The organism is Aliiruegeria lutimaris (genome assembly GCF_900099935.1).
Lineage (GTDB): Bacteria > Pseudomonadota > Alphaproteobacteria > Rhodobacterales > Rhodobacteraceae > Tropicimonas > Tropicimonas lutimaris.
On the sequence record NZ_FNEK01000020.1, the window covers coordinates 21,142 to 45,067 of the forward strand.

General features: G+C 60.3%; 25 protein-coding genes, 1 tRNA gene and 1 pseudogene. 11 read left to right on the plus strand and 16 right to left on the minus strand.

Annotation, left to right across the window (positions count from 1 at the left end):
• Positions 1-13: 13 nt before the first annotated feature.
• The 6 genes and pseudogenes from BLR85_RS11140 to BLR85_RS11165 form a co-directional block, all read right to left on the minus strand.
• The gene (locus BLR85_RS11140) at positions 14-715 is read right to left on the minus strand and encodes an HhH-GPD family protein (RefSeq protein WP_093155522.1); all 702 of its coding nucleotides are present in this window, start codon (positions 713-715) and stop codon (positions 14-16) included.
• 107 nt (positions 716-822) lie between these two features.
• On the minus strand, positions 823-2,277 hold the full coding sequence (locus BLR85_RS11145; protein WP_212635069.1) for a DNA cytosine methyltransferase: 1,455 nt from the start codon (positions 2,275-2,277) through the stop codon (positions 823-825).
• 203 nt (positions 2,278-2,480) lie between these two features.
• Positions 2,481-3,236 (minus strand): MvaI/BcnI family restriction endonuclease, encoded by a 756-nt coding sequence (locus BLR85_RS11150; RefSeq protein ID WP_093155524.1) that lies wholly within the window; start codon positions 3,234-3,236, stop codon positions 2,481-2,483.
• A complete protein-coding gene (locus tag BLR85_RS11155) occupies positions 3,236-4,903 on the minus strand; it encodes a DEAD/DEAH box helicase family protein (RefSeq protein WP_093155526.1) in 1,668 nt (555 codons plus the stop codon). Before BLR85_RS11155 ends, BLR85_RS11150 begins: the two co-directional genes overlap by 1 nt.
• Entirely contained in the window at positions 4,904-7,231 is a 2,328-nt protein-coding gene (locus tag BLR85_RS11160) for an ATP-binding protein (protein WP_093155528.1), read from the minus strand.
• A 187-nt stretch (positions 7,232-7,418) separates the two neighbouring features.
• A pseudogene (locus BLR85_RS11165) lies at positions 7,419-7,621 on the minus strand (IS3 family transposase); the annotation flags it as partial.
• Positions 7,622-8,432: 811 nt separating this feature from the next.
• Here BLR85_RS11165 and BLR85_RS11170 point away from each other — a divergent pair.
• From BLR85_RS11170 to BLR85_RS11180, 4 genes are all read left to right on the plus strand, one after another.
• Positions 8,433-8,858 carry a terminase small subunit gene (locus tag BLR85_RS11170; RefSeq protein WP_170844544.1) on the plus strand — a complete coding sequence of 142 codons (426 nt, stop codon included), beginning with the start codon at positions 8,433-8,435 and terminating at the stop codon, positions 8,856-8,858.
• Positions 8,859-9,050: 192 nt separating this feature from the next.
• A complete protein-coding gene (locus BLR85_RS29510; RefSeq protein WP_212635070.1) occupies positions 9,051-9,362 on the plus strand; it encodes a hypothetical protein in 312 nt (103 codons plus the stop codon).
• Positions 9,363-10,268, plus strand: a complete 906-nt coding sequence (locus tag BLR85_RS11175; RefSeq protein ID WP_342028785.1) for a DUF3644 domain-containing protein — start codon at positions 9,363-9,365, stop codon at positions 10,266-10,268.
• On the plus strand, positions 10,265-10,534 hold the full coding sequence (locus BLR85_RS11180; RefSeq protein WP_093155534.1) for a hypothetical protein: 270 nt from the start codon (positions 10,265-10,267) through the stop codon (positions 10,532-10,534). Before BLR85_RS11175 ends, BLR85_RS11180 begins: the two co-directional genes overlap by 4 nt.
• Before the next feature lie 269 nt (positions 10,535-10,803).
• Here BLR85_RS11180 and BLR85_RS11185 read toward each other — a convergent pair.
• From BLR85_RS11185 to BLR85_RS11210, 6 genes are all read right to left on the minus strand, one after another.
• Positions 10,804-10,878, minus strand: a tRNA-Gln gene (locus BLR85_RS11185).
• Positions 10,879-10,960: 82 nt separating this feature from the next.
• On the minus strand, positions 10,961-11,794 hold the full coding sequence (gene kdsA, locus BLR85_RS11190; RefSeq protein WP_093155537.1) for a 3-deoxy-8-phosphooctulonate synthase: 834 nt from the start codon (positions 11,792-11,794) through the stop codon (positions 10,961-10,963).
• Positions 11,795-11,813: 19 nt separating this feature from the next.
• Positions 11,814-13,397 carry a KpsE/RkpR family capsule polysaccharide export protein gene (locus BLR85_RS11195; RefSeq protein ID WP_093155540.1) on the minus strand — a complete coding sequence of 528 codons (1,584 nt, stop codon included), beginning with the start codon at positions 13,395-13,397 and terminating at the stop codon, positions 11,814-11,816.
• Positions 13,381-14,034, minus strand: coding sequence for an ABC transporter ATP-binding protein (locus tag BLR85_RS11200; RefSeq protein ID WP_093155543.1), 654 nt, complete (start codon positions 14,032-14,034; stop codon positions 13,381-13,383). Before BLR85_RS11200 ends, BLR85_RS11195 begins: the two co-directional genes overlap by 17 nt.
• Before the next feature lie 178 nt (positions 14,035-14,212).
• Positions 14,213-15,253 (minus strand): permease, encoded by a 1,041-nt coding sequence (locus BLR85_RS11205; protein ID WP_093155546.1) that lies wholly within the window; start codon positions 15,251-15,253, stop codon positions 14,213-14,215.
• The gene (locus BLR85_RS11210; protein ID WP_093155549.1) at positions 15,246-15,590 is read right to left on the minus strand and encodes an ArsR/SmtB family transcription factor; all 345 of its coding nucleotides are present in this window, start codon (positions 15,588-15,590) and stop codon (positions 15,246-15,248) included. The genes BLR85_RS11205 and BLR85_RS11210 overlap by 8 nt, the downstream gene beginning before the upstream one ends.
• Positions 15,591-15,674: 84 nt before the next feature.
• Between BLR85_RS11210 and BLR85_RS11215 the strand changes: the two genes are divergently transcribed.
• The 3 genes from BLR85_RS11215 to aspS all read left to right on the plus strand — a co-directional run bounded on the left by BLR85_RS11215 (position 15,675) and on the right by aspS (position 19,183).
• Complete coding sequence (locus BLR85_RS11215) at positions 15,675-16,268, plus strand: uracil-DNA glycosylase family protein (protein ID WP_093155552.1); 594 nt, start codon at positions 15,675-15,677, stop codon at positions 16,266-16,268.
• Complete coding sequence (locus tag BLR85_RS11220) at positions 16,265-17,059, plus strand: SseB family protein (protein WP_093155554.1); 795 nt, start codon at positions 16,265-16,267, stop codon at positions 17,057-17,059. Before BLR85_RS11215 ends, BLR85_RS11220 begins: the two co-directional genes overlap by 4 nt.
• A gap of 342 nt (positions 17,060-17,401) precedes the next feature.
• Entirely contained in the window at positions 17,402-19,183 is a 1,782-nt protein-coding gene (gene aspS, locus BLR85_RS11225) for an aspartate--tRNA ligase (protein ID WP_093155557.1), read from the plus strand.
• Between the two features lie 81 nt (positions 19,184-19,264).
• Here aspS and BLR85_RS11230 read toward each other — a convergent pair whose 3' ends face one another.
• Positions 19,265-19,984, minus strand: coding sequence for a response regulator (locus BLR85_RS11230; RefSeq protein ID WP_093155560.1), 720 nt, complete (start codon positions 19,982-19,984; stop codon positions 19,265-19,267).
• A gap of 157 nt (positions 19,985-20,141) precedes the next feature.
• On the opposite strand from BLR85_RS11230, the gene mce reads away from it, so the two are divergent.
• From mce to BLR85_RS30245, 3 genes are all read left to right on the plus strand, one after another.
• On the plus strand, positions 20,142-20,549 hold the full coding sequence (gene mce, locus BLR85_RS11235) for a methylmalonyl-CoA epimerase (protein WP_093155563.1): 408 nt from the start codon (positions 20,142-20,144) through the stop codon (positions 20,547-20,549).
• Between the two features lie 104 nt (positions 20,550-20,653).
• A complete protein-coding gene (locus tag BLR85_RS11240) occupies positions 20,654-20,953 on the plus strand; it encodes a DUF1467 family protein (protein ID WP_093155566.1) in 300 nt (99 codons plus the stop codon).
• Complete coding sequence (locus BLR85_RS30245; protein ID WP_280138477.1) at positions 20,913-21,194, plus strand: putative hemolysin; 282 nt, start codon at positions 20,913-20,915, stop codon at positions 21,192-21,194. The genes BLR85_RS11240 and BLR85_RS30245 overlap by 41 nt, the downstream gene beginning before the upstream one ends.
• On the opposite strand, the gene BLR85_RS11250 is transcribed toward BLR85_RS30245, so the two are convergent.
• From BLR85_RS11250 to BLR85_RS11260, 3 genes are read right to left on the minus strand one after another with little or no spacing between them, the layout of a single operon-like run.
• The gene (locus tag BLR85_RS11250) at positions 21,181-21,903 is read right to left on the minus strand and encodes an EI24 domain-containing protein (RefSeq protein ID WP_093155569.1); all 723 of its coding nucleotides are present in this window, start codon (positions 21,901-21,903) and stop codon (positions 21,181-21,183) included. The genes BLR85_RS30245 and BLR85_RS11250 overlap by 14 nt on opposite strands.
• Positions 21,888-22,466: a nitroreductase family protein gene (locus tag BLR85_RS11255; RefSeq protein ID WP_093155572.1), complete on the minus strand. Its 579-nt coding sequence runs from the start codon at positions 22,464-22,466 to the stop codon at positions 21,888-21,890. The genes BLR85_RS11250 and BLR85_RS11255 overlap by 16 nt, the downstream gene beginning before the upstream one ends.
• A gap of 29 nt (positions 22,467-22,495) precedes the next feature.
• Complete coding sequence (locus BLR85_RS11260; RefSeq protein WP_093155575.1) at positions 22,496-23,602, minus strand: class II histone deacetylase; 1,107 nt, start codon at positions 23,600-23,602, stop codon at positions 22,496-22,498.
• A 62-nt stretch (positions 23,603-23,664) separates the two neighbouring features.
• Here BLR85_RS11260 and BLR85_RS11265 point away from each other — a divergent pair, with 62 nt between their 5' ends.
• Positions 23,665-23,922, plus strand: coding sequence for a DUF167 domain-containing protein (locus BLR85_RS11265; protein WP_093155578.1), 258 nt, complete (start codon positions 23,665-23,667; stop codon positions 23,920-23,922).
• The last annotated feature ends 4 nt before the right edge of the window (positions 23,923-23,926 follow it).

Here is a 23,926-nt window from a genome sequence, read left to right on the forward strand (position 1 = left end):
ACATCAATACTCGTTACTCGAGGTGCAAGTTGCACGCAAAATTGCACTTCTTCTTGAGACAACAATCCTGGCAAAGCGGATTTCTTGTCCTGCAGCTTAACGCCGCGAAATCCAACGTAGCCCAGTTAACTTGTACTGGCTCGTCACACCTCACTAACCAATGGGCCGCCTCTTGCAGCCACGGATCATGACGAATGTCCGCGAGTTTTCGAGGCCGTAGGTACCGCTCGATTACCCGAGCCATGTTAATGTCTACCAGCGGCCTCGGCTGACCGTGCTGGAAAAGAAGTATGGCGTTGGCGACGTATTGCCCGACGGCTGGCACCTGGGCGAGCTCGCTGGGTTCGGACGGGAATTGGCCGTCGTGCTCGGCGGCATAGGATGCCAACGCGCGAATAGAACGCGCTCTTCTCTTCCACAAGCCAATGGGTTTCAGAACACCCTCGAGCTCCCCTACCGGCGCTAGCGCAATCGCGTTCCAGCTTGGAAATTGAGCGAAGAAATTTCTATACATGCCCGCCACGGTTTCGGCGCGCGTTCGTTGTAGTAGAACCTCGACGCAGATCTTCTCGTAGTCGCTTGCACCAGGGGAACGCCAGGGCAAGTCGCGTCCATTCTCTACAAACCAATTCAATAGCCGACTGCGAAGGTGCGAAATTCTTAACTTCTCGGACCTAGTTAGTTCGCTCGACTTCGAGAATCTAGCGCGCGGCATTTCTTGGCTCTTTTCATTTACCGGTTCCTCCGCGCTCTCAAGCGTCGACGTCTCGAACTTGAACTAGCTTGGCTGATCACCGAATCTTATTCACGCGAAATCGCCAATCAACCGACGGCTTCCTCCAGTATTCGTCGAAAGTGGGCGCTGACAGCTTCTGCAAGACCGACAGGGACTGCGTTTCCGATCTGGGTGTACTTCGGCACTTCCCGGTCAAACACGCCCTCACGAGGGTTTCCAGCGCGCCGCAGCCCCCCGGTCGTGCGCTTTCCACGAAACTGGTACCAGTCGGGGAAAAGTTGCAGGCGCGCCCACTCACGAACCGTCGGAACGCGAGGTTGCGAGAAGTGAACATAGTCATCCGGGAGCGATGTCGCGGTTATGGTCGGCTCACCATTTCCCCAGCTGGCAGGGAGCAGCTTCTGGGCGAATTTCTTGGTCTTGAACTCCGCAGGTATCTCCCCGTTGTTTGCATGCATGGCGATGAATTTTGCAACGACTCGCCGATTGTGCCTGCTGTACTCCTGCTCCGTGAGCACGAGCTTCTTCCCACGCATCCAAGACGGCTTGGCCCGGAGACGGCGCTGGATACCCGTAAGCGGTTTCGGCGATGGGTAGGCAAACGTTTCGAGCTTTCCACGTGGATACTCGCCGCTTCGTAGGAGCGCATCCACCTCGGGATCCACCAGGTCGCCAAGCAATTCTTCAAGGTGCGGGAACGAGTTTGCGCGTGGCGCCGGCAGAAACCCCGCTTCCACGGCATCGCCCTTGCGCAAAACATCCGCGCCGTTGAAAGTCGTTGGTTCCAGGAAACTGCAAGCTTCAAACACGTCGTTGCGTATCCCAACGACGAGAACCCTTGGCCGGTTCTGGGGAACACCGTAATCCTTGGCGTGCACCAGCGACCAGCGAACCTCGTAACCCGGGATTGCGCGGAAGCATTTCAGCACGTCGGGAAAGATTAGCTCGCCGCCCGACTTCGTCCACTTGGCATGCAAAAGACCTCGGACATTTTCAAAGAGGAAAATGCGCGGTCGCAGTTCCTCGATGATATGCGCCATTTGCTCGTAGAGCTGGTTTGAAGGAAGCTCTTTTTTGTCAACGTCGTATGACCTGCGTATGCCTATTCCAGAGAAGCCTTGACACGGCGGGCCACCGGCCAGCACGTCGATGTTGCTCCCGCCTCCCTTGGACCAAGTCCTCGCGCGCTCCTTCGAATAGCCGAGCTCGGGAAGCGCCGCCAAGTCCGCCTCCAGTTTGCACAGGCGGTTGTCCACCAGCTCGTGAGCATCCTTGCAATGCAGGTCTTCGTTTTCGGCGAAACGCATGCCGCCGAGACTGTGGTGACGGTTCGCCAAGTAGGTTGCCCGGGCATCATCGTTGAGTTCGTTTACGAACACGGGGGTAAAACCCGAGTTCTCGAATCCAAGCGACAGGCCACCGCAGCCGGCAAAAAGATCCACCATCGAGAGCAGGCGATCTCCACCGCCTTCGCGCGTCGGGTTGTCGGCGTCATCGACCTCGACACCTTGGAAGGAAGTATTGTCTGGCAAGTTGTTCACATTTCCCCCTGGGTCTCGGCCGATTCCCTGACCTCTGACCATATATGCCTTAGCCGCGCAATCAAACTACCAATTGTTGTGCTGGCGGTCCAGGCCCGAGAACCGCCAACAAGGCAAAATTCTCGAGAGTAAGCCGGTATTTTCGTCAAGACTACACTCCACCTCTTAAAGAAAAATCTCGCTCACGGACGCTCCGGAAGCCGCTAGATTCTCAGGAGGTCAAGGCTAGGCGAAGATGGAAAAAGCGCTTCCACGTTACTTGGCTTGATCTTGAACAGCGGGCCTTTTTCAACGGTCTTTCCACCGCGGTCGGTGATTAGGTGATCGACCGTAACGGTTCCGGTCTCTAGCAAGCGGCCCAATTCACTTGCACGTGGCCGAGCCGTGAACGTGACATACCGGTAGTGAAAATAGTCCTGGCCATCGTGTTTGCTGGGAACCGCAACGATCCATGCCGATGCTGGTTGCTTTTGGATCAAGCGTTGCTCGAGATCCGACATGTTCCAAGCAACGAGGTCTCGCACTCCCGTTTCTGGCAAACTTTGCTTTTCGCGCAGCCAACCATTGGCATGGTCCACCTCGAGAAACAGGCCTTGGCTGTTCGGTATCCTTGCACGTACCGTGCAATTCAAGCGTCGCTCCCCGTCTCGATCGTATCCGCACCGGTCAAGTAGTTCTCGGGTGCTCTTGCAAGCACTGATGCCCCAATCCGGGACCTTTGCAAATAGGTTGACCCGGTTCAAATCCTTGGCCTTGCTACCCCGCCTAGCGGTTATCACGATTCCCTTGTATTGGGCTTTTGAAAGCGATGTCATCGGCACGTCGAGATCGTGGAGCAAGGTCACTCCCACGCTCGTGTCGCCATGGCCCATTGCTGGCACCGGCCCCTTGCCAGCCAAGGACTTCAGCTTTTGGAGCAACTCCTGTGCCTCGGGCTCAAGCGATCGAATTTCTTGCATTAAAAGTCCTCTCCACCCGGGAAGCGCAAACGAGCACCGTCTTCGGCGTCTTCAACGTCCGCGACATCCGCGAGGTACTTGTTGAAGAATTCGGCGGGTTCATCGTTATCGAACTTCACGATTTCGCCGTCTCGGTACCGCACGATCTCTATGCCCGAACCTTTTTCCTCGGCGTCGCGGTTCATCGACAAGCCAGCGGCAAGTCGCCGAATGTCAGCAACGAAATCGAGCACTAGAACCCGGTCCTTTTTATCGTTCACCCTCAGCCCGCGGCCGAGTTGCTGTAAGAAAATACGCCGACTGTGGGTTACCCGCATGAAGGCCACCAAGTTGACATCCGGCACGTCGATGCCTTCGTTGAGCATCTCGATCGAGATCAGCAGGTCGATCTCACCCATGCGGAACGCCGAAAGGTTCTTGAACCTTTGTTCACGTGGCAACCTGCTATGCATCAGCGCGGCTCTTATTCCTTGCGCAGAGAATAGTGGCCTAAGGCGCTCTGCGTGCTCAATGGAGCGGCAAAAAGCCAAGGCGCGCGGGTCCGGCATTTCAGCCATTTTCTCGCAAATGGTCTTGACCATCGCGAGGTCGCGCTCCGGAACAAGCAGTTTTTGGTTGAGGTCCTTTATAGTGAAACCTTGCCGAGATGCCCGGGAAACTTCCTCCCAGTCGATCCCGTCGGTGAGCATCCGGTAGTCGACTTCCGCCAAGAACCCGCGCTGCATGCCATCAACGATGTCCATGGAGAACGCCGGGTCGCCGAACAGCTCGGTGATATCCCTGTTATCTCCGCGCCAAGGGGTCGCTGTCAGCCCGACGAGGAAGTTTGGTTCCAGCCTTGCAATCAGGCTGCTGAAGCTCTCGGAGGGAGCGTGGTGAGCCTCGTCCACGATCACCAGGCCAAATCTACCGGCTAGGTCATCACCTCGAGCGATCGCCGAGCTAACCGATTGCCACGTCGCGAATACGACGCCGCCAGGGTATGCGGGTCGCTCGCCATCCGTCCAAACGTGCGTAGAACAGTCCTTGGGCAGCTGCGCCCAACTCGAGACTTCCAATTGCTTAACCAGGTCACTCATGTGGGCCATGACCAAGACTTCTTGCCTTGGGTTCCTGGCGAATTCCTGCGCGACGAGCTGGTTGGCAACCATGGACTTTCCTAGCCCCGTTGCCATCAACACGAGCGCGCGGCTGTCGCCCCGTCCCCTCTTAGCCTCTACCGTGTTGATCGCCTCGTGCTGGTAGTCCCTCGGTTCGCGCCTCTCCATCGAAACCGATGGCAGTTGATCGTAGAATTGCAGCAGGTGGTTTCCATTCCAGGCACGCAGGTCGATGCCGGCGTTTTCCTGCGCTTTAATGAAGTCGTAGGCGCCCGGGTAGAATTCCTGGTTGGTCGCCGCGACCGCCGTGACCGCGTCGTACTTCCCGAGGGCCCATGCGGCTTCTCTTGCGCCTGCCTCGTCGACACTTCCGTGCGTGCGGTATTTCGCTTGGAATACCCACCTTTGTCCCTCCATGACACCCACGACGTCTGCGCCATGGTCGCCCGAACCGCCGACGAGGGCCACGTCCTCGAAGCCAGCGTGCTTCGCAAGTCGCGCAATCATGCGCTCGAATGCCTGCCACGGCCCATACGCCAATCTTTCAACGCTTACGAACCCGGGCATCTACGCCTTCCAGGACTCGAGCAGCTTGAGCGAAGCGAGCGCACGCGCGAACCTCAAGCGCCAATCAAGGTCCTTGTTCAGGGCGGATGCCCCGTCGTCCACCAGCCACGTCGCGTCGTTTAGGCCCTCTATGACTTGCATCACCGAGTCTTCTCTTTGGTCCGGCGAGAGGTGTTCGTAAGGCCGGTCGAAATACGCGCCATCCATGACGAGCTTCGGCCATCCTCGAACCAGTTCGGCCAAGTAATCCTCGGAAACGAAGCGGGCGAACTCGCCCTTGCGGACAAGTTCCTCGACCTCGCCCGGCGAAAGGGAAGCAGACTTGTATGCGGACCGCTTGATGTTTTCTAGCTCATGCTGTGACAATTGACCCGGTTCGATGGGCGCGGCGCCGGGGAGCTTCTCGTCGAGGAAGAGCTTCAATCCTTCAAGGAGGTTGGACGCGGCACTAGTGGCACGCGACACGTCACCCGCCTCTTCGGGGAAGTATTTTTCTCGCAACATTCGGCTTACCCGCGAAACTGGAAAGTTTCTCGGCGTTTCGGCGGACAAGGTTAGAAAGTGATGTGCCAAATCGACCAAGAGGTAATCAGCGGGTGTAACCACGCTTTCTTCGAAGTAGGGGGATGACGCGTTGTAATCGAATCGGAAAGTGTACCCGTCCGGCTTCACGCGGAAAGGCTGGCCATCGAGGTCAGCCTTGTGGCGAAAGGCCGAAACCTTGACGACGACATCACCGGGCAATTCAGAAAGCTCGTAACTCTGGGAGAGCGATAGATCCGGTTCAGGTTTCGACGTGCTTGGCTGCTTGCCGTCTACCGGTGCATCCCCACCTCCCTGTGGATCGGGCTTTCCGCCCGGATCGTCGATGTCGGTGGTTGTCTTTTTCCCAGCAATCGGGAATTTGCCGGCGAACTTGTCGGCACCACTTCCACCGCCTCGCTTGGCCCTTTCCGCTTGCTCGACGAGTTCGTACCACTTGTCGTCTTCCTGGAACTCGGGATCACCCTCGTAGAACTTGTCCACGTACTCCTTGATGAGGCCTGAGTTGAGCCCGGTTCCCTCGGCTGTTCCCGGGACAAGAGCCGCGAGGCCTGCAGTGCTTTTTCGATAACCCGTGAACAGGCGCGCCATGGGGCTATCGTTCTTGGCCATGCCCATGCGAGTCGCGACTTGAGGCTGCATGGGCGATGTCCCGCGGACGAGCTCGACAACTTTTTTCCACTCGGGATCGAGCTTGTCGAACGAATCCTTCTGGTGCGATACGCGAACGAAATCGATCTCGAGTTCACCAACTATACGACCACCCCAGTGGATAGCGTCGATCGGGTACTCCAAGAAAGAGCCCCCGTCGACACCGCGAAAAGTGAAAAAGGACTTGTCCAGTTCCTCGATTACGCGCCCGTTTCGTATCAGGTCGATCCCGAATTTTTCCTTGTCGAAGTACCTCTGGATCCCGAGCCATCCTTTCAACCGCCTGGTTCTCTTGACGACGTTCTCATCGTGTCCACAGGCCGAGCACTCGTCCTCGTTCTCGAGTAGCCACACCCAGCAATTCGAGCAGAATTTCCGGGAGTCGAGCGTCTTGTCGATCTCGATCCTGGCCGGGACCCTACCAAAGGCTTGTGTTTCAACCGACCTTGTCTCGCTCCAGACGCAGTGCTTCATGGGCTTCACGACGTCACCGTCGTAGTTCAGCTTGATATCAAGCCGCTGCATGACGCGCCCGTAGATCTTGCCGAGCCGGTCGCGCGTTCTTTTCTTTCCGATACCCCAGATTAGCGGGCGGACCCGGTCTGCCTCGAGCCTCGAGATCTTGATCTCGGTACCGTGAACACCGTCCGCAATTTCTTTCTCAGACTTGGCTCGCGTTTGAACCGGGGCAATAAATGTCTTTTGCTTTTCCAAGAGGTCAAAGTCTATGACGAGGCCAATCCACTCGGGATCTTCCGGCCGCGTCGTCCAGACCTCTGTTCGCCTGCCCATCCGCGCCGTTGAAATGTTGAAGCCCATCCCGAACAGGCCCATTTTCTCGACCGGGTCGTTTCCCGAGTACCCTGCCCTAACGGCGTCCTGCAGTGTTTCAATTGACATGCCGATGCCGTTGTCGAGCACGGAGATTTCCCCATTACCGGCCTTTAGCTCGGGATCGCTGGGCAGACGGATCCAAATCCGCGGATCAGTGGCGGGCTTGCCATCGCGGGACTGGTCGATAAACGCGTCTATTGAGTTGTCGACGAGTTCTGCCAGGCACTGCCAAGGAGCAAAGTCAATTTGCCCCAGCATCCTGAGAACCCTCGGTGACGGCGTGATATCGACTGTTGTCATTGGCTGCTCCCTCTCGTGGCGTGTTTTCAATTTCTTATTGTGGCGGCCAATGGAACTCTAGGCCGACCAATCATTTTATGGTTGCACCAAGTTTCCAGCTCGCTGGGCTTCACGGGGTCGGCCTGTCAATGCATATAGATTGCCGGGAATGGACCTGTCACGGTTTGATGCCGCCCCAAGTTCTCATTTACGCGGCCTGAGCTTCGAAGGCCAAGGGGTTTTTCCAGCCGAGGGCTGAGTGTCGCATGCGCGGATTGTAGAACCCGTTGATGTAATCGAAGATCGCCAGCTCGGCCGATCGGCGGGTGGGCCACGGCCGCTGCCACAGTGGTTCAGCCTTGATCGTTTTGAAGAAGGTGTATCGACCGTCGCGTTGTCGTAGCAACCCGAATTCGGCGAAGCGCTCTTCTACGCGCGTCGTCCCGACGACGGCCCGGTCCTACCAAATATCTGTGACGCTGACGGCATGGCCGATGCGCCGCCTCTCGCATGAACATAACGAGAACGACACATGCTCTCTCGTCGCGTTCGTCGCTCATCGAGGGCCTCAAAGCGCCTGAAGGCGACGCCACAGATCCAAACGCGATTCCCCTGGGAACATCGAAGGATGCCGCTGACAAGCTGGTCAGGGGTATCAAGCGGAAATCACGCAGTGCGACTGAAATCAATGCATCCTGACACCTATTCAGAACTCGTGGCGCCTCTTGTGGAGACGTGTCACCTCCTCAAGAAGTGCTCGCCAAAAGGCTGCCGCCTTTTCGTCGTCCTCGACCTCGCCCAGACGCTATCTTGTCTTTGCAATAGCACCGTTCCCGAACAACTCGATTGTCGCCCCCGGCGCCATCGCAACAGTGCGCTGTTCAGGTCCCTCTGATGCTTTTTCCCAACCAGTCATATGATTAGAATATCCGACAGACAGGCCATACACGAGTTATACCAGGTTCTAGCGGGGACCCGCTAATTACGAATGACGTGCTCTACCAGTTGAGCTACAACGGCTTACCGGGCCCTGCTAGGTCTACTCTCCCTTGGCCCAATCAGGTTGATTTTGAGGCCATTCTCGTGGGCAGCCGCCAACTATGGAAGTTCTGCTCTGCTTGCTACCTATTGATCAAAGAGAGACACATTTACTTTTTACCTATCAAACTGGAAGTTTTTTAAGCCTTAACTTGTCTACGGGAGCATTATTTGGAAAAATTACTTGCTCGCGGAAAAGGGGTATTCTTCTGTGGCATGCCAAAAAAATGAAAACAGATCACGCCCACCATGGCGACCGCGAAAAATCGGCACACCTGAGCAGTTAGCGATTAAATTTGCAGAATACGCTCAATTCGTCGATAGCAACCCTATCCTATTGACGAAAGCATTTCGTATAGAAGATGGGCGTATAATTTATGCGGATCAACGAAAATGTCGTCCGATGACAGTTGAGGGCTTTTCTGCATTCCTCGGAATCGCTCCACGAACATGGCGCTACTGGCGAGCTAATCGGGAGGATCTAGCTGAAATGATCGAAATGATAGAGGACGCTATATTCGATCATTTGTTCTGTCTAGCTGCGGCAAACATCATTAAAGCCAACCTAGTAAGCCGCAAGCTCGGACTTGGCCAGGGCGAACAGAGCTAACAACAACCCCGGACACCGCGCCGGGGCTCTTCTTTTGTCGGTCACTTTCGTTCTAGCTCATCTACCGACTTTCCGCTCCACGATGGCGTATACCTTCTCTCGTGTCGGGTTTTTCACTGGCCCTACACCAGCAGATCGAATTTACTGCCGACGGAAACGCCGCTGACAGGCAAGCGCCAGAAAGAAAGACAGATGGCAGTAGAGGCCAACGGCGAGAAGAAACCTACGAATCCCAAGCGCCGTAGGGGCCATAAGCTGGAAAAATGGGAAGTTTCTTTGGTCAAGGCCATGATCGCCCGCGGAGAGAAAAGCGACCAAGACATCTTGGCGTATTTCACGAGGCCAACGCGTTCGGTGAACCAGGGCAGGATCTCCGAGATTCGGAAAGGAACGAAACATAAAGCTGTAAAGGCGGCCTCCGACCAAGACCTCGAGGATTTCCTTGCTGCATGGCCAGACATCGACCATGAGACCGGCTTGAGCGTTCTTGGCGACGAACTCTAGATCAAAGCCCGTGAAGCCATGATCGGCGCCGTCCACATCTTCAACGCCGCTGGGCTGACCTTCCGCGCTGAGCTGTTCGTCATGACGGCAATCGTCGCCTGGACCTACTTTCTCCACGCATATTTCAAGCGAGAGGGCGTGAACCACCAATACAACGACAAAAAGACAGCCCAAGGAGCCGTCAAATACTGGGATCTATCAAAGTGCATCTCGACCGGTCACAGCCCGATCTCATCGGGGGCCAAACTGAACCTGGAGTTCCTTATCGAGCTTAGAAACGAAATCGCCCATCAATCTACGAGCAGGATCGACGATGCCGTCGGAATGGAACTTCAAGCTTGCTGTATAAACTTCAACGATGAGTTGAAGAAGCATTTCGGAAACCAGTACGGACTTGAAAAGCGACTGCCATTGGCCCTCCAGTTCGTGTCGTTTGGCCGGGATCAGCGGAGCATCTTGAAGGAGGCCTTCGCTCTTCCACCCCATGTGTCGTCATTGATTCAGGCGTTTGAGAGCGGGTTGACCGATGATCAGGTAAGCGATCCTGCGTTCCGTTACAGAGTGGCCTTCGTGCCGATATCCGCCAAGAAGTCGTCAGGCTCTGATGAATGCGTTGTGGTGATTAAACCTGGCAGCGAGGAGGCCGAGCAGATCTCAGAAGTGATTTTCAAAGAGGTGAACAGGGCCCGCTACATTCGCCGAGATGTGTTGACGAAGGTTCGCAAGGCCGGGTTCCCCAAATTCGGAGAAGGCGACCATACGAAGATCATGCAGCAACTGAATGCCAAGGATCCGTCGAAGGGTTATGGCTGCAAGGGGGACTACAAGGGTTCCTGGGTTTGGTTTGACAAGTGGATCGAGCGTGTGATCGAGCACTGCCAGGAGAGCGGGGAGAAATACCGGTGACTGAAAGGACAGTGACGCCGCCCCGAATACCGATCGACGACAAGACGCCATTCCGCCGTCGGATGTGGACGGAGTGGCTGCTGGCAGTTGACGAGGAAGAGCGGGAGGAATGGCTCAACCAGTTCCCACCGAAGGTGAGGGATACTTGGCGCCACCATATGTCCAACTACAAAGGGAAGCGGTCAAGCACCGTTCCTTCGCCGCCAGAAGAACCGCGAGAGTTCACTTCGAAGGAGTTGAGGAAGATCGACTGGGACTCGACGTAGCTGTCGATTGAGGACCGCCTCGCCGCCATATCCACGCCAACGCCACCCCAGGACAAATCAACGACACGACTACCGCTGCCAGCGACTGCTAATTCAGCGCACCATAGCTTTCGGCTGTTCCTGCTGGATGTCGTGCGGCGGTGAAGAAACACAGACAGCCCCCGGTGGCTATGCAGCGGAGGCCTAGTCTTTGGGTTGGTAATTAGGTTGGTGAGTGGCGCACCTACTAAACCTTAAGTCACTGCAAAACTTCATGTTTTGTGGTGAAATGGCTGGGGTGGTAGGATTCGAACCTACGATACACGGTACCAAAAACCGCTGCCTTACCACTTGGCTACACCCCAGCAGCGGAGCGCTGTTTACTTGCTGCCGTTGACCCTCGCAAGCCCTTCTTCGAAAAAAAACCTACAAATCGTCCCCGGTGACTCAAAGGCGGATCGGGCTGGCCTTGGCGATACGGTCGATGGAGGCGAGAATGCCCAGGAGTTCCGGCATCTGGCGCAAGGGGATCATGTTGGGTCCGTCAGATGGGGCCTCGTCAGGGGCGTCGTGGGTCTCGATAAAGACCGCGGCTATACCGAGCGCTGTGGCGGCGCGGGCCATGACGGGAGCAAATTCGCGCTGGCCGCCGCTGGAGCCGCCGAGCCCTCCGGGCTGTTGCACGGCATGGGTTGCATCCATCACCACGGGATAGCCGGTGCCCATCATCTGCGGCAGGCTGCGCATGTCCGCGACAAGGGTGTTGTAACCAAAGCTGCTGCCGCGCTCGGTCAGCAAGATCCGGCGATTGCCGGTCGAAGCGACCTTGTCCGCCACGTTCTGCATGTCCCAAGGGGCGAGGAACTGGCCCTTCTTGATGTTCACGACTGCGCCGGTTTCGCCGGCCGCGAGAAGCAGATCCGTCTGACGGCACAGGAAGGCCGGGATTTGCAGGATGTCCACCGCCTCTGCTGCGGGGGCGCATTGCTCCGGGCTGTGGATGTCGGTCAGAACCGGGCAGCCGACCCGGTCCCGGATCTCTGCCAGCATCTCCAGGCCCGACTTCAGGCCGGGTCCGCGACGACCGGAGAGCGAGGTTCGGTTGGCTTTGTCATAGGAGGCCTTGAAGACGAAACCGAGTTCTGCCTCGGCGCAGGCGGCGGCCAGGGTGGAGGCGATCATCAGCGAGTGATCGAGCGATTCGAGTTGGCAGGGGCCGGCTATTACGGTGAGAGGGCGATCGTTGCCGATCACCAGATCACCGACGGTCACGTCGATCATGGAAACCTCCGTCAGTCCGTCAGGACGAAATCTGTTCTCGCAGCACCGAAGCGGTCAGCGATATCATCAGATAGATACCCGCAAAGATGAGGAATGCCAGCAGCGTATTTTCGAAGGCACGCGGATAGGTAGGCTCGTCCGGTGCGACGGGCCGCACGCCAATCGCCATGTAGCGCACCTGTCGGTTGGCCTCGATCCGGGCCAGTTCGAGCTGCTGCGCGGCTTGCTGCAGCAGGAGCTGCCGAGTTGCCAGTTCGGCCTCGGCGATGCGCAGCTGCCCGGTGATGCGCGCAAGCGAGGCCTCGCCGGTGCCGCTTTCGGTCATGGTGGACCGCAGGTGCGCGATCAACGCGTCCAGTCGCGCAATGTCCCCTTGCACACCGCTCATGCGCGCCGCGTTCGGTCGCGAGTTGGCCTTCAGCTGCTCAAGCTGCAGTTGCTTCTCGTAAAGCTGCATCTCGAATTTCGTGATCTGCTGCATCAGTGCGCCGGTCTCGGTCGCCGGGTCGATCACGCCGAGTTCCTCCTGCAGCGAAAGCACTTTCTGTTGCGCGTCGCGCACATTCTGTTCCGCAGCCTCGTAGCTGTCCTGAGCGCCGGACATCTGGTCCTCGCGCAGGCGTTGGGACAGGTTGTCGACCTGTTGCTCGGCATAGCCGATCAGCGCCTCGGCGAAATCCTGGCTGACCGCCGGATCCGCCGCGACAACTTCCATTTTCAGAATGCCCTCGGTCGGGTCATAGCCGACCTTCACATTGCGCTGGTAGAGGCGATAAGCGGCCTCGTTGGTGGCGTCCGGTTCAAGGCGTTGGATCGGGTCGATCCAATCCTGCGAAAAATGCGCCTTGAAGCCCAGTTCGTCATCCAGCCGCATCATCGCGTCGCGCGATTGCAGGTAGGATTGCACCGTCGTGCTGTCCTGAATCACCGTAAGGCTGGCGACCTGGGAGAGGCCTCCGAGGCCCGACGACGCGGCGGAATCGGCCTGTTGGATCACGAATTCGGTTTTTGTCGCGTACATCGGCGTTGCGCGAAACGCGAAATACCATCCCGCCAGAAGTGCCGGCAGAAGGACGAAAATGCTCAGGCGGACCAGGAGCAAAAGGCTCTTGCGCCGACGGCGAGAGGCAATGTCGCGCTGGATCCGGAAGATTTCCTCGGCCTGGTCGGCTGGGGGAACAACGGTGTGGCCGGGAAGGGCCGGCGGCGCGGAGCGCAGTACCGTTTGCGGCAGTTGGATCGGGCTTCCCGATGCGGGACCGTTCTGGTTAGAGACCAGTTCGAGCATGGGCGCGCGGCGGAACGGGTCGATCCCCCCGGCGCGCAGCAGGCGTACCGCGTCGAAATCCGAGGTCGGCGCCAGCCCGTGTTTCTGCGCCGTGCGGCGGGCCATGCGGAGCTGCCGGCCGGTCAGGCCTTCTTTTCGGATCGCGGCAATGTCTGTCTCGGAGGCGACTTCCTGAGGCGTTTCAACCTCTCCCGATTGAGCGGGCCGGGAAGCCTGCTCGGCGGTGGCTTCCTGCGCGGCGGCAGCGACCGTTTCACCGGCCTCCGCAAGCGGAGCACCCCGTCTGAGGCGATATTTCTTAGCCTTTGTAGTCATAAAGCTGTGCTGCCTCTTCCAGAGTGTCGAACATGTGAAGCTTGCCACCTCGCAGCACCGCGGCGCTACGGGCGAATTTTTCAAGGGTCCGGGGCTGATGCGACACGATCACGATCGTTGTCTTGGTCAGCCGCTCGCGCAGGATGGAGCCGGCCTTTCGGTTGAATTCCGCATCGGTGGAATTGGGCATCCCCTCGTCGATCAGGTAGATGTCGAAATCCAGCGCCAGCAGGAGCGCGAAACAGAAACGCGAGCGCATACCAGTGGAGTACGTGCCCACGGGCATGTCGAAATACTCTTCCAGACTGCACATCCAGCGCACGAAGGCTTCCACGTAATCCGGGTCCAGCCCGTAGAGCTGCGCGATGTAGCGGGCATTCTCCGTGCCGCTATGCCGGTTGACCACGCCCCCCATGAAACCGAGCGGGAAAGAGACGCGGCTGGTGCGCCGGATTTCGCCCTCGTCGGGCTTCTCCAGCCCGGCCATCATGTTGATGATGGTCGTCTTGCCGGTGCCGTTGGGCGCGAGGATTCCAAGTGAGCGGCCAATTTCCACCCGCAGGTTGGCGCGATCAAGAATCACCTTGCGCTGCGTGCCCGTCCAGAAGGACTTACTCACGTTGTCAAACTCGATCATTTACCGGTTCCGGCCTGCCTGGCCGTCACTTTCGACCCGACGGCATTTCATTGCGGTTAACTATGGCCCTGATTTTTGGCGCCATTATGTCTGGCTAATCGGGAATACTGCAAGAATTTAGGCAAAATACGAGCAATGCGACCCAATGGCCGCATTGCGAGCGGTCGCTCCAGCGGCCTCAGGCGATGGCGCCCCAACTCAGTCCGGCCAGCAAGGCGCCGAGCATCGCAAAGCCCAGATAACCCGCGAAGACCCGTGGCTTGACCAGGGCCCAGACGGCCACAGCCGCCGGGACACAGCTGATGCCACCGGCCAGCGCGAAGGACATCGCGGCCCCGTCGGCCATGCCCTGTTGCAGCAGGGCGTCGATCAGCGGCACCGCGGCGTAGCCGTTCAGATAGGCCGGTGCGCCGACAATGGCGCCAAGCAGGATAGGGCGGATCCCCTCGCCGCCGAGCAGCTGCGCGATGGCTTCTGCCGGAATGTATTCCAGCATTAGCGCCTCTAGCAGGTAGGCCAGCAGCAACCATTTGAACAGGAACGGGCCGTTTTCGCGGATCGAGGTCCAAAAAGCGGCACGCCGCTCGGGGTCCGGCCAGAACTTCCAGACTGGTTTGCCAGAGAAGGGTTTGCCGCATCCACAGCTGCTGCCACAGCCGGTTTGAGGCTTCGTGCGCAGCGGATCGGCAAAGACAGGTGTGTTGGCAAACAGGCGCACGCCGAAGCCACCGAGCAGGCCGAGACCGATCGCCGCGACCGTCTTGGCGAGCGCGAATTCCCAGCCCAGCGTGCCGGAGGTGATCAGGAACATGGCCGGGTCCATCAACGGAGAGGAGAGCCAGAAGGCCATGACCGCCGAGAGCGGCGCGCCGAGTGCCAGCATGGCGGCGATGAAGGGGATGACCTCGCAGGAGCAGAAGGGCGACAGGCCCCCCGCCGCAGCGGCGAGGAAGATCATCCGTACCTCGCGCCCCTCGAAGGCCCGCGCCAGAAGGTTTTCGGCTCCGGTTGCCTTCAGCAGCGCCACGGCTAGTACGGCAAAGAAGATGAACGGCGCGGTATGGCCGAGCGCGCCGAGGGCGAATTCGATCGTCGGAAAAGTCTGTGGCGTGTCGAACAGCGCGACGGCGAGCGGAAGCGCGAGAATGAACAGCCATACCTTGTCGGTCCGCCGCCAGAGGTCGGGCAGGCGGGGTGGAGTCTGGGTCGTGTCACTCATGGTTGTGGCCTACGGCAGGCGCGTCACAATCGGCGCAGCATTCGGAAAGGAGGAATTCGGAGAGCGTCCGGATCTCGTCATAGGCAACGGCGGCACAGATCACGCTGCGCCCCTTCTTGCTCTGGTGGACAAGCCCGGCCTGGTTCAGGATCTTGACATGGTGGGTTAACGTGGAGCCCGTAACACCGCTGCGTTCACCGAGCTTGCCGATGGGCAGCCCGTCCGGCCCTGCGCGCACGAGAGTCCGAAGCACCAGGAGGCGCTGTTCGGAGCCAAGCGCAGCAAAGGTGGAGGCGGCAAGTTCAAGGGGAACGGGACTGGGGGTATGGTTGGTCATGGAAAAATAATTCTATATTTCTAGAAATATCGCAATATAAAAAACCCACTGTTATCAGTGGTCCGTTGCGGAGTGTATGGCGCAATGCCTGTTCAAGAGCTGGTCCCAAGGATCCAATCCTGCCGCCTTTGCGCGCAAAGATTCGCACGGACCGAGACGGCGCATGAGCCCCGGCCGGTCGTCTGGTTTCGGCCCGGCTCGAGGATCCTGATCGCGGGACAGGCACCCGGGGCGCGGGTGCACGAAGCGGGCATTCCCTTTCACGACCCGTCCGGCGACCGGCTGCGGGAGTGGCTCGGCCTCGGGCGCGACGCGTTCTACGACCGCGACCGGGTTGCGATCATCCCCATGGCCTTCTGTTTTCCCGGCTACGCCAAGGGAGCGGACCTGCCGCCACCAGCGATTTGTGCGAAGACCTGGCGCGCCGCGGCGCTGGCCCATGCGGGGCCGTTCGCGCTGACCATCCTCGTCGGCGGCTACGCGCAGAAATTCCACCTGAAAGCGGCCGCTTCGGGCGGTGTCACGCGCACCGTGGCCGCTTGGCGCGACTTTGCGCCCGAAACCTTCCCCTTGCCCCATCCGTCCTGGCGCAATACGGCGTGGCTGAAGAAAAACCCCTGGTTCGAGGCGGAGCTCCTGCCAGTGCTGCGCGAACGGGTACGAGAGGTAATGGCATGAGCGACGAGACAACACCCCTGGACGCGGCCCATGCGGCGATGATGGCCGCGCCGGAAGATGGCGCTGCGCGGCTGCGGTTCTACGAGCGGCTGGCCGATTCCGAGCTGTTCCTGCTGCTGGAGAAGGAAGCGGAAGATGACAGCATCGCCCCGCAACTCTTCCCGCTGGAAGGCGGCCAGGTGGTTCTCGTCTTCGACCGGGAATCGCGGTTGGGGGATTTCCTCGGAGCCCCCGCGCATTTCGCAGCGCTCTCCGGGCGTCAGGCGGTGAAGTTGCTGGCGGGGCAGGGGATCGGGCTTGGCGTCAATCTCGGGGTCGAAGGATCGGAGATCGTCCTGCCCGCCGATGCCGTGGACTGGCTCGCCCAGACGCTGGAGCATGCACCTCAGCAGGCCGAGGAACGCCCTGACGAATTGCTGCCACCGGGCAATGTGCCCGAGGCGCTTCTCGCCGGGCTGGACACCAAGCTCGCCACGGCGGCGGGGCTTGCCAAGCTCGTCTACCTTGCGGGCGTGCGCTACGAAAGCGGTCGGCAAACGCATATGCTGGCTTTTGTCGATGCGGTTCCCGGCGCGGAAAACGCTCTGGCCACGGCAGCCAGCGAAGCGCTGACCTTCTCCGGGCTGGAAGCGGGCGAGATGGACGTGGCCTTTTTCGCCGCCAATGACCCGATCGCAGCGCGGCTGGCACGCGTCGGCCTGCGTTTCGAACTGCCGGAGCCGCCAAAATCGGAGATGACCGAAATCACGCCTCCCGGCATGGACCCCGACGAACCGCCGATACTCAGGTAGCACTACGCCCCGGACCCGCCACAGGCGGGCCACCCGCTCAGCCGTCCCCGACGTGCGCGGACCGCATGCATGGGAGAACCAAGAGGGCGCCCCTCCGGCAAGGCAATCTTAGCCGCAAAGTAAAGTGTTTTGGCTTTTTGACCGAAACCGGGGGCTACCCTCCCGTTGTCGCGGCATCGAAGATGCGCTCCTCCCGTCGGGCGTGGCGCGCGCTGCGCGCGCTTGGGAAATCCCGCAAGGAAGTCGCCACATGACGCCGGAATCCGCCAGCCCCGCTTGACATCCCGGCCCACAGGCGGTGTATCGGCGCGAACCGTCGAATTCCGCCGAAAGGGCCCCGATATGCACGCCTATCGCAGCATGACCTGCGCCGAGCTAACCCGCGACAACGTGGGTGACACCGTTCGTCTCTCCGGCTGGGTCCACAGGATCCGCGACCATGGCGGAATCCTCTTCATCGACCTGCGTGACCATTACGGCATCACCCAGGTTCTGTGCGATCCCGACAGCCCGGTTTTCGCCGAGGTCGAAAAGCTGCGCTCGGAGTTCTGTATCCGCATCGACGGCAACGTGATGGCGCGTGCCGACGAACTGGTCAATCCGAAGCTGCCCACCGGCGAGGTCGAGGTCTTCATCCGCGACATGGAGATCCTGGGCGCGTCCGAAGAGCTGCCGCTAATGGTCTTCGGCGATCAGGAATACCCGGAAGAAACCCGTCTGCGCTATCGCTACCTCGACCTGCGCCGCGAGCAGATGCAGACCAGCATGAAACTGCGCTCCGATGTCGTGGCCTCCATGCGCAAGCGCATGTGGGCGCAGGATTTCCGCGAGTACCAGACGCCGATCATCACCGCCTCCTCGCCCGAGGGCGCACGCGACTTCCTCGTGCCCTCCCGCCTGCATCCGGGCCGCTTCTACGCGCTGCCCCAAGCGCCGCAGCAGTTCAAGCAGCTGATGATGGTGGCCGGCTTCGACAAGTATTTCCAGATCGCGCCCTGCTTCCGCGACGAGGACCCGCGCGCTGACCGCTCGCCGACCGATTTCTACCAGCTGGACATGGAGATGTCCTTTGTCGAGCAGCAGGACGTGTTCGACGCGGTGGCCCCGGTTCTGGCTGGCGTCTTCGAGGAGTTCGGCGGTGACCGCAAGGTCGACGCCGCGGCGGACTGGCCGCAGATCTCCTATCGCGATTCCGCGCTCTGGTACGGCACCGACAAGCCGGACATGCGCAACCCGATCAAGATGCAGGACGTCTCCGAGCATTTCCGCGGTTCGGGTTTCGCCATCTTCGCCAAGCTGCTGGAGCAGGAAGGCACACAGATTCGCGCCATTCCGGCCCCCACGGGCGGTTCGCGCAAATTCTGCGACCGGATGAACAAGTTCGCCCAGCAGGAAGGCCTGCCGGGGATGGGTTATATTTTCTGGCGTGAAGGCGCGGACGGCATGGAAGCGGCTGGCCCCCTGGCCAAGAATATCGGCCCGGAACGCACCGAAGCCATCCGCCAGCAGCTCGGCCTCTGCGTCGGCGACGCAGCATTCTTCCTTGGCGGCAAGCCGTCCGTTTTCGAGAAAGTCGCAGGCAAGGCGCGCGATGTCATCGGCAACGAGCTCGGTCTGACCGAGAAAGACCGCTTCGCCTTTGCCTGGATCGTCGATTTCCCGATCTACGAGAAAGACGACGAGACCGGCGAGATCGATTTCGAACATAACCCCTTCTCCATGCCGCAAGGCGGGCTGGAAGCGCTCGAAGGCGACCCGCTGGAAGTGCTGGGCTATCAGTACGACCTGGCCTGCAACGGCTACGAGATCCTGTCGGGCGCAATCCGGAACCACAAGCCGGAGATCATGTTCAAGGCCTTTGAAATCGCGGGCTACCCCAAGGAAGAGGTGATCAAGCGCTTCGGCGGCATGGTCAACGCCTTCCGCTTCGGCGCCCCGCCGCACGGCGGCTGCGCGGCCGGGATCGACCGGATCGTCATGTTGCTGGCAGATCAGGAAAACATCCGCGAGGTCATGCTTTTCCCGATGAACCAGCGGGCCGAGGACCTGATGATGGGTGCACCTTCCGAGCCCAGCAACGAACAGCTGCGCGAACTTTCGCTGCGGATCATCCCGCAGGAATAACGCCTGACGTCAGGCACGGTGGGATGCCTGTCCCGCCGTGCCTCACCACGTTCAAGACAACCGTTTGCCGAAAGTTCCTGTTCAGCTCGGGCCGGTTCCGGTCAGCCGTGTATCCACGAGATCGCTGATCTCTCCGAGCGCATTGCGCGGCGGAAGGCGGTTATGGACCGCCGATTGCAGCGCGACGGCCGCTGAGGCAAGGTCGGAATCGCCGGCGCTCTGGGCGACCGAAGACAGGAACTGCGCCACATATTCTATCTGATCGCTGTCCATCGGATGCGCGATCACCGAGGCGATATGGGAGAGGTCGTCGCGCAAGGCGATCGGGTCCGGATCGATCCGGTCCGCGCTCACCATGCGGGGGCCGCGCGGGTGCTCGTCCGGCGGCAGGTGGGCGAGAACGGCCTGCTGGAAGCTGGCCAGGCTGGTGATGGGCTTTTCCAGAAAACCATCGGCCCCGGCGGCAAGCGCGTCTGTTTCCGCGGCGCTTTCGCCGCTGGTCCCCAGAATGACGGGAACGCGCTGATCGGACTCGGCCAATTCCCGGATCAGGTCCGCACCGGAACCATCCGGCAGGCCCATATCCACGATCACTGCGCTCGGCCGGTAGACAGCGAGGTGACGATGCGCGGAGGCAATACAGTCTGCCCGGCGAATGCGTGCCCCGCTGCGCAGGCAGAGCAGGCGAATGGCTTCGCAGGCAAAACGACTATCCTCGACCACGAGCACGGTCAGACCGAGCAGCGGGCGCTCCGGAGTCGGTCTGCGCGCATTCAGCCGGGAGGTGAGTTCATCCGTCATTGTCCTTCCCTTTCCTCGATTGCTCCCAATTGAGGGTGATTCTGCCTAACAGCGGGTAAACGGACGCTGCGCCGCAGGCGACAAGCCTTGCGAAACCTGCCCAAGCGGCGCGATAAGGCGCGCGAAACGCTTTTCACCCCCTCTAAGGAGTCGCAAAATGATCGGACGCCTCAATCACGTCGCCATCGCCGTGCCGGACCTCGAAGCCGCCGCCGAGCAGTATCGCAATACGCTGGGTGCCAAGGTCGGCGAGCCGCAGGACGAGCCGGATCACGGTGTGACCGTCGTCTTCATCGAGCTGCCCAATACCAAGGTCGAGCTGCTCTACCCGCTGGGCGAGAAATCTCCGATCCAGGGTTTCCTGGACAAGAATCCCGCCGGCGGCATCCACCACATGTGCTACGAAGTGACCGACATCATCGCCGCCCGCGATGCGCTGATGGCAAAGGGCGCCCGCGTGCTCGGCAATGGTGAGCCCAAGATCGGCGCGCACAAGAACCCGGTGCTCTTCCTGCACCCGAAGGACTTCAACGGCTGCCTGATCGAACTCGAACAGGTCGGCTGAAACGTTTCCCGTTCAGATCGTAGCGGCAAAGGCTGCCTTTCGCCTTTGGCTCCCGCGCATTTGCCGCTACATGCTGATCTGGAATAGAACGGGAAACGCTCTGAATGGCCATTACCTCCGCGATCGTCCTGCTTGCCGTGATCTGGTTCATGGTGTTTTTCATCGTGTTGCCGCTCCGGCTGAAGACGCAGGGCGAGGCGGGGGAAGTCGTTCCGGGAACGCCAGCCTCGGCGCCGACGAACCCGCAACTCAAGCGCAAGGCGCAAGTCGTCACGATCATTGCCCTGCCGCTCTGGGCGATTGTCTGCGCGATCATCCTTACGGGCACCATAACCGTTGACGATTTCGACCTCTTCAAGAGGTTTGGCCCCGACAGCGATACCCGGTCGTCTTCGGAGAACTGAGATCAAAGCCTTTTCTAGCCTCGCCTTCGCGCTTTGCGTCTGTCCGGTACTGGCCCACGCAGCAGGCGACGTTGGACTGGCCAACCCCGCCTCTGTCTTCTGCGTCGAAAATGGCGGTCAATCCGTGAGCGAGACGGAAGCAGACGGCCAGCGCGGCTATTGTATCCTGCCCGACGGCACCAAGGTGGACGAGTGGGACTATTTCCGCGAGAACTGGGACAAGGTTCCTAGCGAGAAGTAACTGCCGCGCCCTGCGTCTCCAGTCGGTGATACAGGTGGGTGAAGGTTGCCGCGCCGAGGATCGGCACGAAGAGATTCACGATCGGAATCGATAGCGGTGCGGCCATCAGGGTTCCTGCCAGCCAGATCGTGGGCATGTGACGCCGCCGCGCGGCGCGTGCGCCTTCGCGCCCGACCCGGCGCATGGCGACGAGCTGGAAGTACTCCCGACCGAGCAGGAAGCCGTTGACCATCCAGAACATGATCGGCGCGAAGGGCCCGACTATGAAATAGAGGATCAGCGCGACCAGGTTCACGGCGATGATCACGCCGAGGAAATTGACCGAATCCTTGAAGGCTTCGCCCCAGTGGACCGTGTCCGCAGGCGGCAGGAAAGGATAGTGGCGCGACTCGACCGCGTCGGCCACTTCGTCGAGGAAGAAGCCGGTAAAGGCCGACGCAACCGGCACCATCAAGAAGATCGAGGCGACCAGCATGACGCCAATGGTCGCCGCCGAGAGCAACGCATCCGGTCGGCCGAAGCCATAGCCGAAGATGGTGAAGCTCTCCGGCACCAGCCCGCCGACCAGCCAGACCATGCCCCAGGTCGCGGCGGCCAGCAGCGCGATGGTCAGCCCGACACCCATCACGAAGACACGAATGAAGCGCCGGTCCGAGAGCTGGTTGATGGCCTTGGCGAAGTCGGAGAGCACGTTCACGAGCGAACCCATTCGGTAATGGCCTCGATATTCGGGCGAGGGCGTTCCGGCGGTGCGATGGTCTCGGTGCCGATATGGAGGAAGGCCGCCACGAATTCATGGGGCTTCAGCTTGAGGCCGGCATCGACAAAGGGACGGTCGAACGCAGCCCATCCGGTGAGCCAGTTCGCGCCCCAACCGGCGGCCAGTGCAGCCGCCAGGAGGTTCTGGCAGACGGCGCCCACGGAGAGGACCTGTTCCATCTCCGGAACCGCATCGTCGGGCCGCGGTGCGCCGACCACAGTCACCACCAGGTCGGCATCGGCGAATTGCCGAACCATCTTCTCGGCCTTCTCCGGGGCGATCCCGAGCGCCAGCGCGCGATCCGAAACCAGCATTGCGAGCCGTTCGAGCGCCGCTTTCTCCAGCACGATGAAGCGCCACGGCTCCAGTTTCTTGTGATCGGGGGCGCGCGCGGCAATGGTCAGCAACTGGCGCAGCTGGGCCTCGTCGGGCACCGGTGTCGTCAGCGTCTTGGCCGGGCGGGAACGGCGCGTGGCCAGGAAATCGAGAACGGCCTTGTTGGATTCGGGCATGGAAACTCCTTGGGGTCTTTCGTCCCTAGTTAGGGATTCCTGAACAGATCCTCCAGATCCGACAGCAGTTCCTCGACCATTCTGTCATGGCGCGGCCCCGGCTGGCGGGTGGCGACGGTGTCGGCCATGGGATCGGGAGCCGTCACCGGGGAATTTGACAACGCCTCCAACGCGGCGTGGCCGCAGAAAGGTACGTAAACCTCGGAATAGCCCCCCTCATGGACAAGCAACAGTCGGCCGTCGCACAGATCTTCGGCGACCTCCTTCACCCGCGCGGTCAACTGGCGGAATGTGTCGGCGCTGGCCAGCATCTGGGCCAGCGGATCGAAGGCACTCGCATCGTACCCGCAGGCAACGATGATGCAATCGGGGCGGAAATCCTCCAGCGCTGGAAGCACCAGCCGGTCGAAGGCGGCAAGATAGCCACTATGCCCGGTGCCCGGCGGCAGGGGGATGTTCATGTTCGCCCCTAGCCCCGCTCCGGCGCCACGATCCTCGGCATCGCCGGTATCGAGCGGGTAATTCCGTTCCTGGTGCAGCGAGATGGTGAGCACTTCGGAGCGGTCATAGAAAATCGCCTCCGTCCCGTTGCCGTGATGCACATCCCAGTCGACCACTGCGACACGCTCGGTCAGCCCCTCGGCCAGCGCGGCCTCGATCGCGACGGAGATATTGGCCAGCAGGCAGAACCCGTTCGGAAACCCGGGCAGGCAATGATGGCCCGGCGGGCGGGAGAGCGCATAGGCGTTGTCGACCGCGCCGGTGAGAACGTCGAAGAGGGCCGTTCGGGCGAGGCCAGCCGAAAGGGCCGCGATCTCGTAGCCGTCCTGGCCGAAGGGCGCGCGCAGGCCAAGTTCACCGCCGCCTTGCGCGGAAAGGGAGCGGAATTCGGACAGGTAAGAGCGCGGGTGAACCCGGGCGAGTTCTGCCTCCGTGGCAGGTTCCCCGCCACGCATGGATAGGTGGCGGTCGATGCCGGTCACACGCATCAGGTTGAGCAGCCGCCGCTTGGTTTCCGGATTTTCGGGAAGCCCGCCGAAGGTTGGCTGGACCAGCCCCCCCACCGGCAGGGTCAGCGCGTAGTTACCGCCACCATGCCAGAAGCAGCGTTCATCCCAGTAAAACCCTGTGGTCATTGTGGTTCTCCCTTCCGCCGGATGCTACCCTAGGAGCACAAGGGGCCAACGGGAAGAGGTTGATGAAGAAGGGCGCGCTAAGCGAGTTCGCAGTGCCGGGGGGCGAGATCGCGGTTCGGGTGACGCCGAAGGCCTCGCGCAATGCGATCGAGCAATCGCCCGAAGGGTTGAGGATCTACGTCACGACCGCGCCCGAGGGCGGCAAGGCCAATGCGGATGTGCGCAAGATGCTGGCCAAGGCGCTTGGCGTGGCGCCCACCAGCCTGTCCCTGATCCGCGGGCAGACCGCCCGCGAAAAGGTCTTTCGTCTCGAAGAATGACGCG

Excerpts from the sequence above, each read along its gene's own strand:
- BLR85_RS11240 (WP_093155566.1), top strand. The coding sequence starts at position 20,654 with ATGGCCATTACCTCCGCGATCGTCCTGCTTGCCGTGATCTGGTTCATG.
- BLR85_RS11260 (WP_093155575.1), bottom strand. The coding sequence starts at position 23,602 with ATGACCACAGGGTTTTACTGGGATGAACGCTGCTTCTGGCATGGTGGC.
- BLR85_RS11160 (WP_093155528.1), bottom strand. The coding sequence starts at position 7,231 with ATGACAACAGTCGATATCACGCCGTCACCGAGGGTTCTCAGGATGCTG.
- BLR85_RS11220 (WP_093155554.1), top strand. The coding sequence starts at position 16,265 with ATGAGCGACGAGACAACACCCCTGGACGCGGCCCATGCGGCGATGATG.
- BLR85_RS11205 (WP_093155546.1), bottom strand. The coding sequence starts at position 15,253 with ATGAGTGACACGACCCAGACTCCACCCCGCCTGCCCGACCTCTGGCGG.
- BLR85_RS11195 (WP_093155540.1), bottom strand. The coding sequence starts at position 13,397 with ATGACTACAAAGGCTAAGAAATATCGCCTCAGACGGGGTGCTCCGCTT.
- BLR85_RS11230 (WP_093155560.1), bottom strand. The coding sequence starts at position 19,984 with ATGACGGATGAACTCACCTCCCGGCTGAATGCGCGCAGACCGACTCCG.
- BLR85_RS11155 (WP_093155526.1), bottom strand. The coding sequence starts at position 4,903 with ATGCCCGGGTTCGTAAGCGTTGAAAGATTGGCGTATGGGCCGTGGCAG.
- kdsA (WP_093155537.1), bottom strand. The coding sequence starts at position 11,794 with ATGATCGACGTGACCGTCGGTGATCTGGTGATCGGCAACGATCGCCCT.
- mce (WP_093155563.1), top strand. The coding sequence starts at position 20,142 with ATGATCGGACGCCTCAATCACGTCGCCATCGCCGTGCCGGACCTCGAA.
- BLR85_RS11150 (WP_093155524.1), bottom strand. The coding sequence starts at position 3,236 with ATGCAAGAAATTCGATCGCTTGAGCCCGAGGCACAGGAGTTGCTCCAA.
- BLR85_RS11215 (WP_093155552.1), top strand. The coding sequence starts at position 15,675 with ATGCCTGTTCAAGAGCTGGTCCCAAGGATCCAATCCTGCCGCCTTTGC.
- aspS (WP_093155557.1), top strand. The coding sequence starts at position 17,402 with ATGCACGCCTATCGCAGCATGACCTGCGCCGAGCTAACCCGCGACAAC.
- BLR85_RS11265 (WP_093155578.1), top strand. The coding sequence starts at position 23,665 with ATGAAGAAGGGCGCGCTAAGCGAGTTCGCAGTGCCGGGGGGCGAGATC.
- BLR85_RS11200 (WP_093155543.1), bottom strand. The coding sequence starts at position 14,034 with ATGATCGAGTTTGACAACGTGAGTAAGTCCTTCTGGACGGGCACGCAG.
- BLR85_RS29510 (WP_212635070.1), top strand. The coding sequence starts at position 9,051 with ATGGCAGTAGAGGCCAACGGCGAGAAGAAACCTACGAATCCCAAGCGC.
- BLR85_RS11250 (WP_093155569.1), bottom strand. The coding sequence starts at position 21,903 with ATGGGTTCGCTCGTGAACGTGCTCTCCGACTTCGCCAAGGCCATCAAC.
- BLR85_RS11140 (WP_093155522.1), bottom strand. The coding sequence starts at position 715 with ATGCCGCGCGCTAGATTCTCGAAGTCGAGCGAACTAACTAGGTCCGAG.
- BLR85_RS11255 (WP_093155572.1), bottom strand. The coding sequence starts at position 22,466 with ATGCCCGAATCCAACAAGGCCGTTCTCGATTTCCTGGCCACGCGCCGT.
- BLR85_RS11210 (WP_093155549.1), bottom strand. The coding sequence starts at position 15,590 with ATGACCAACCATACCCCCAGTCCCGTTCCCCTTGAACTTGCCGCCTCC.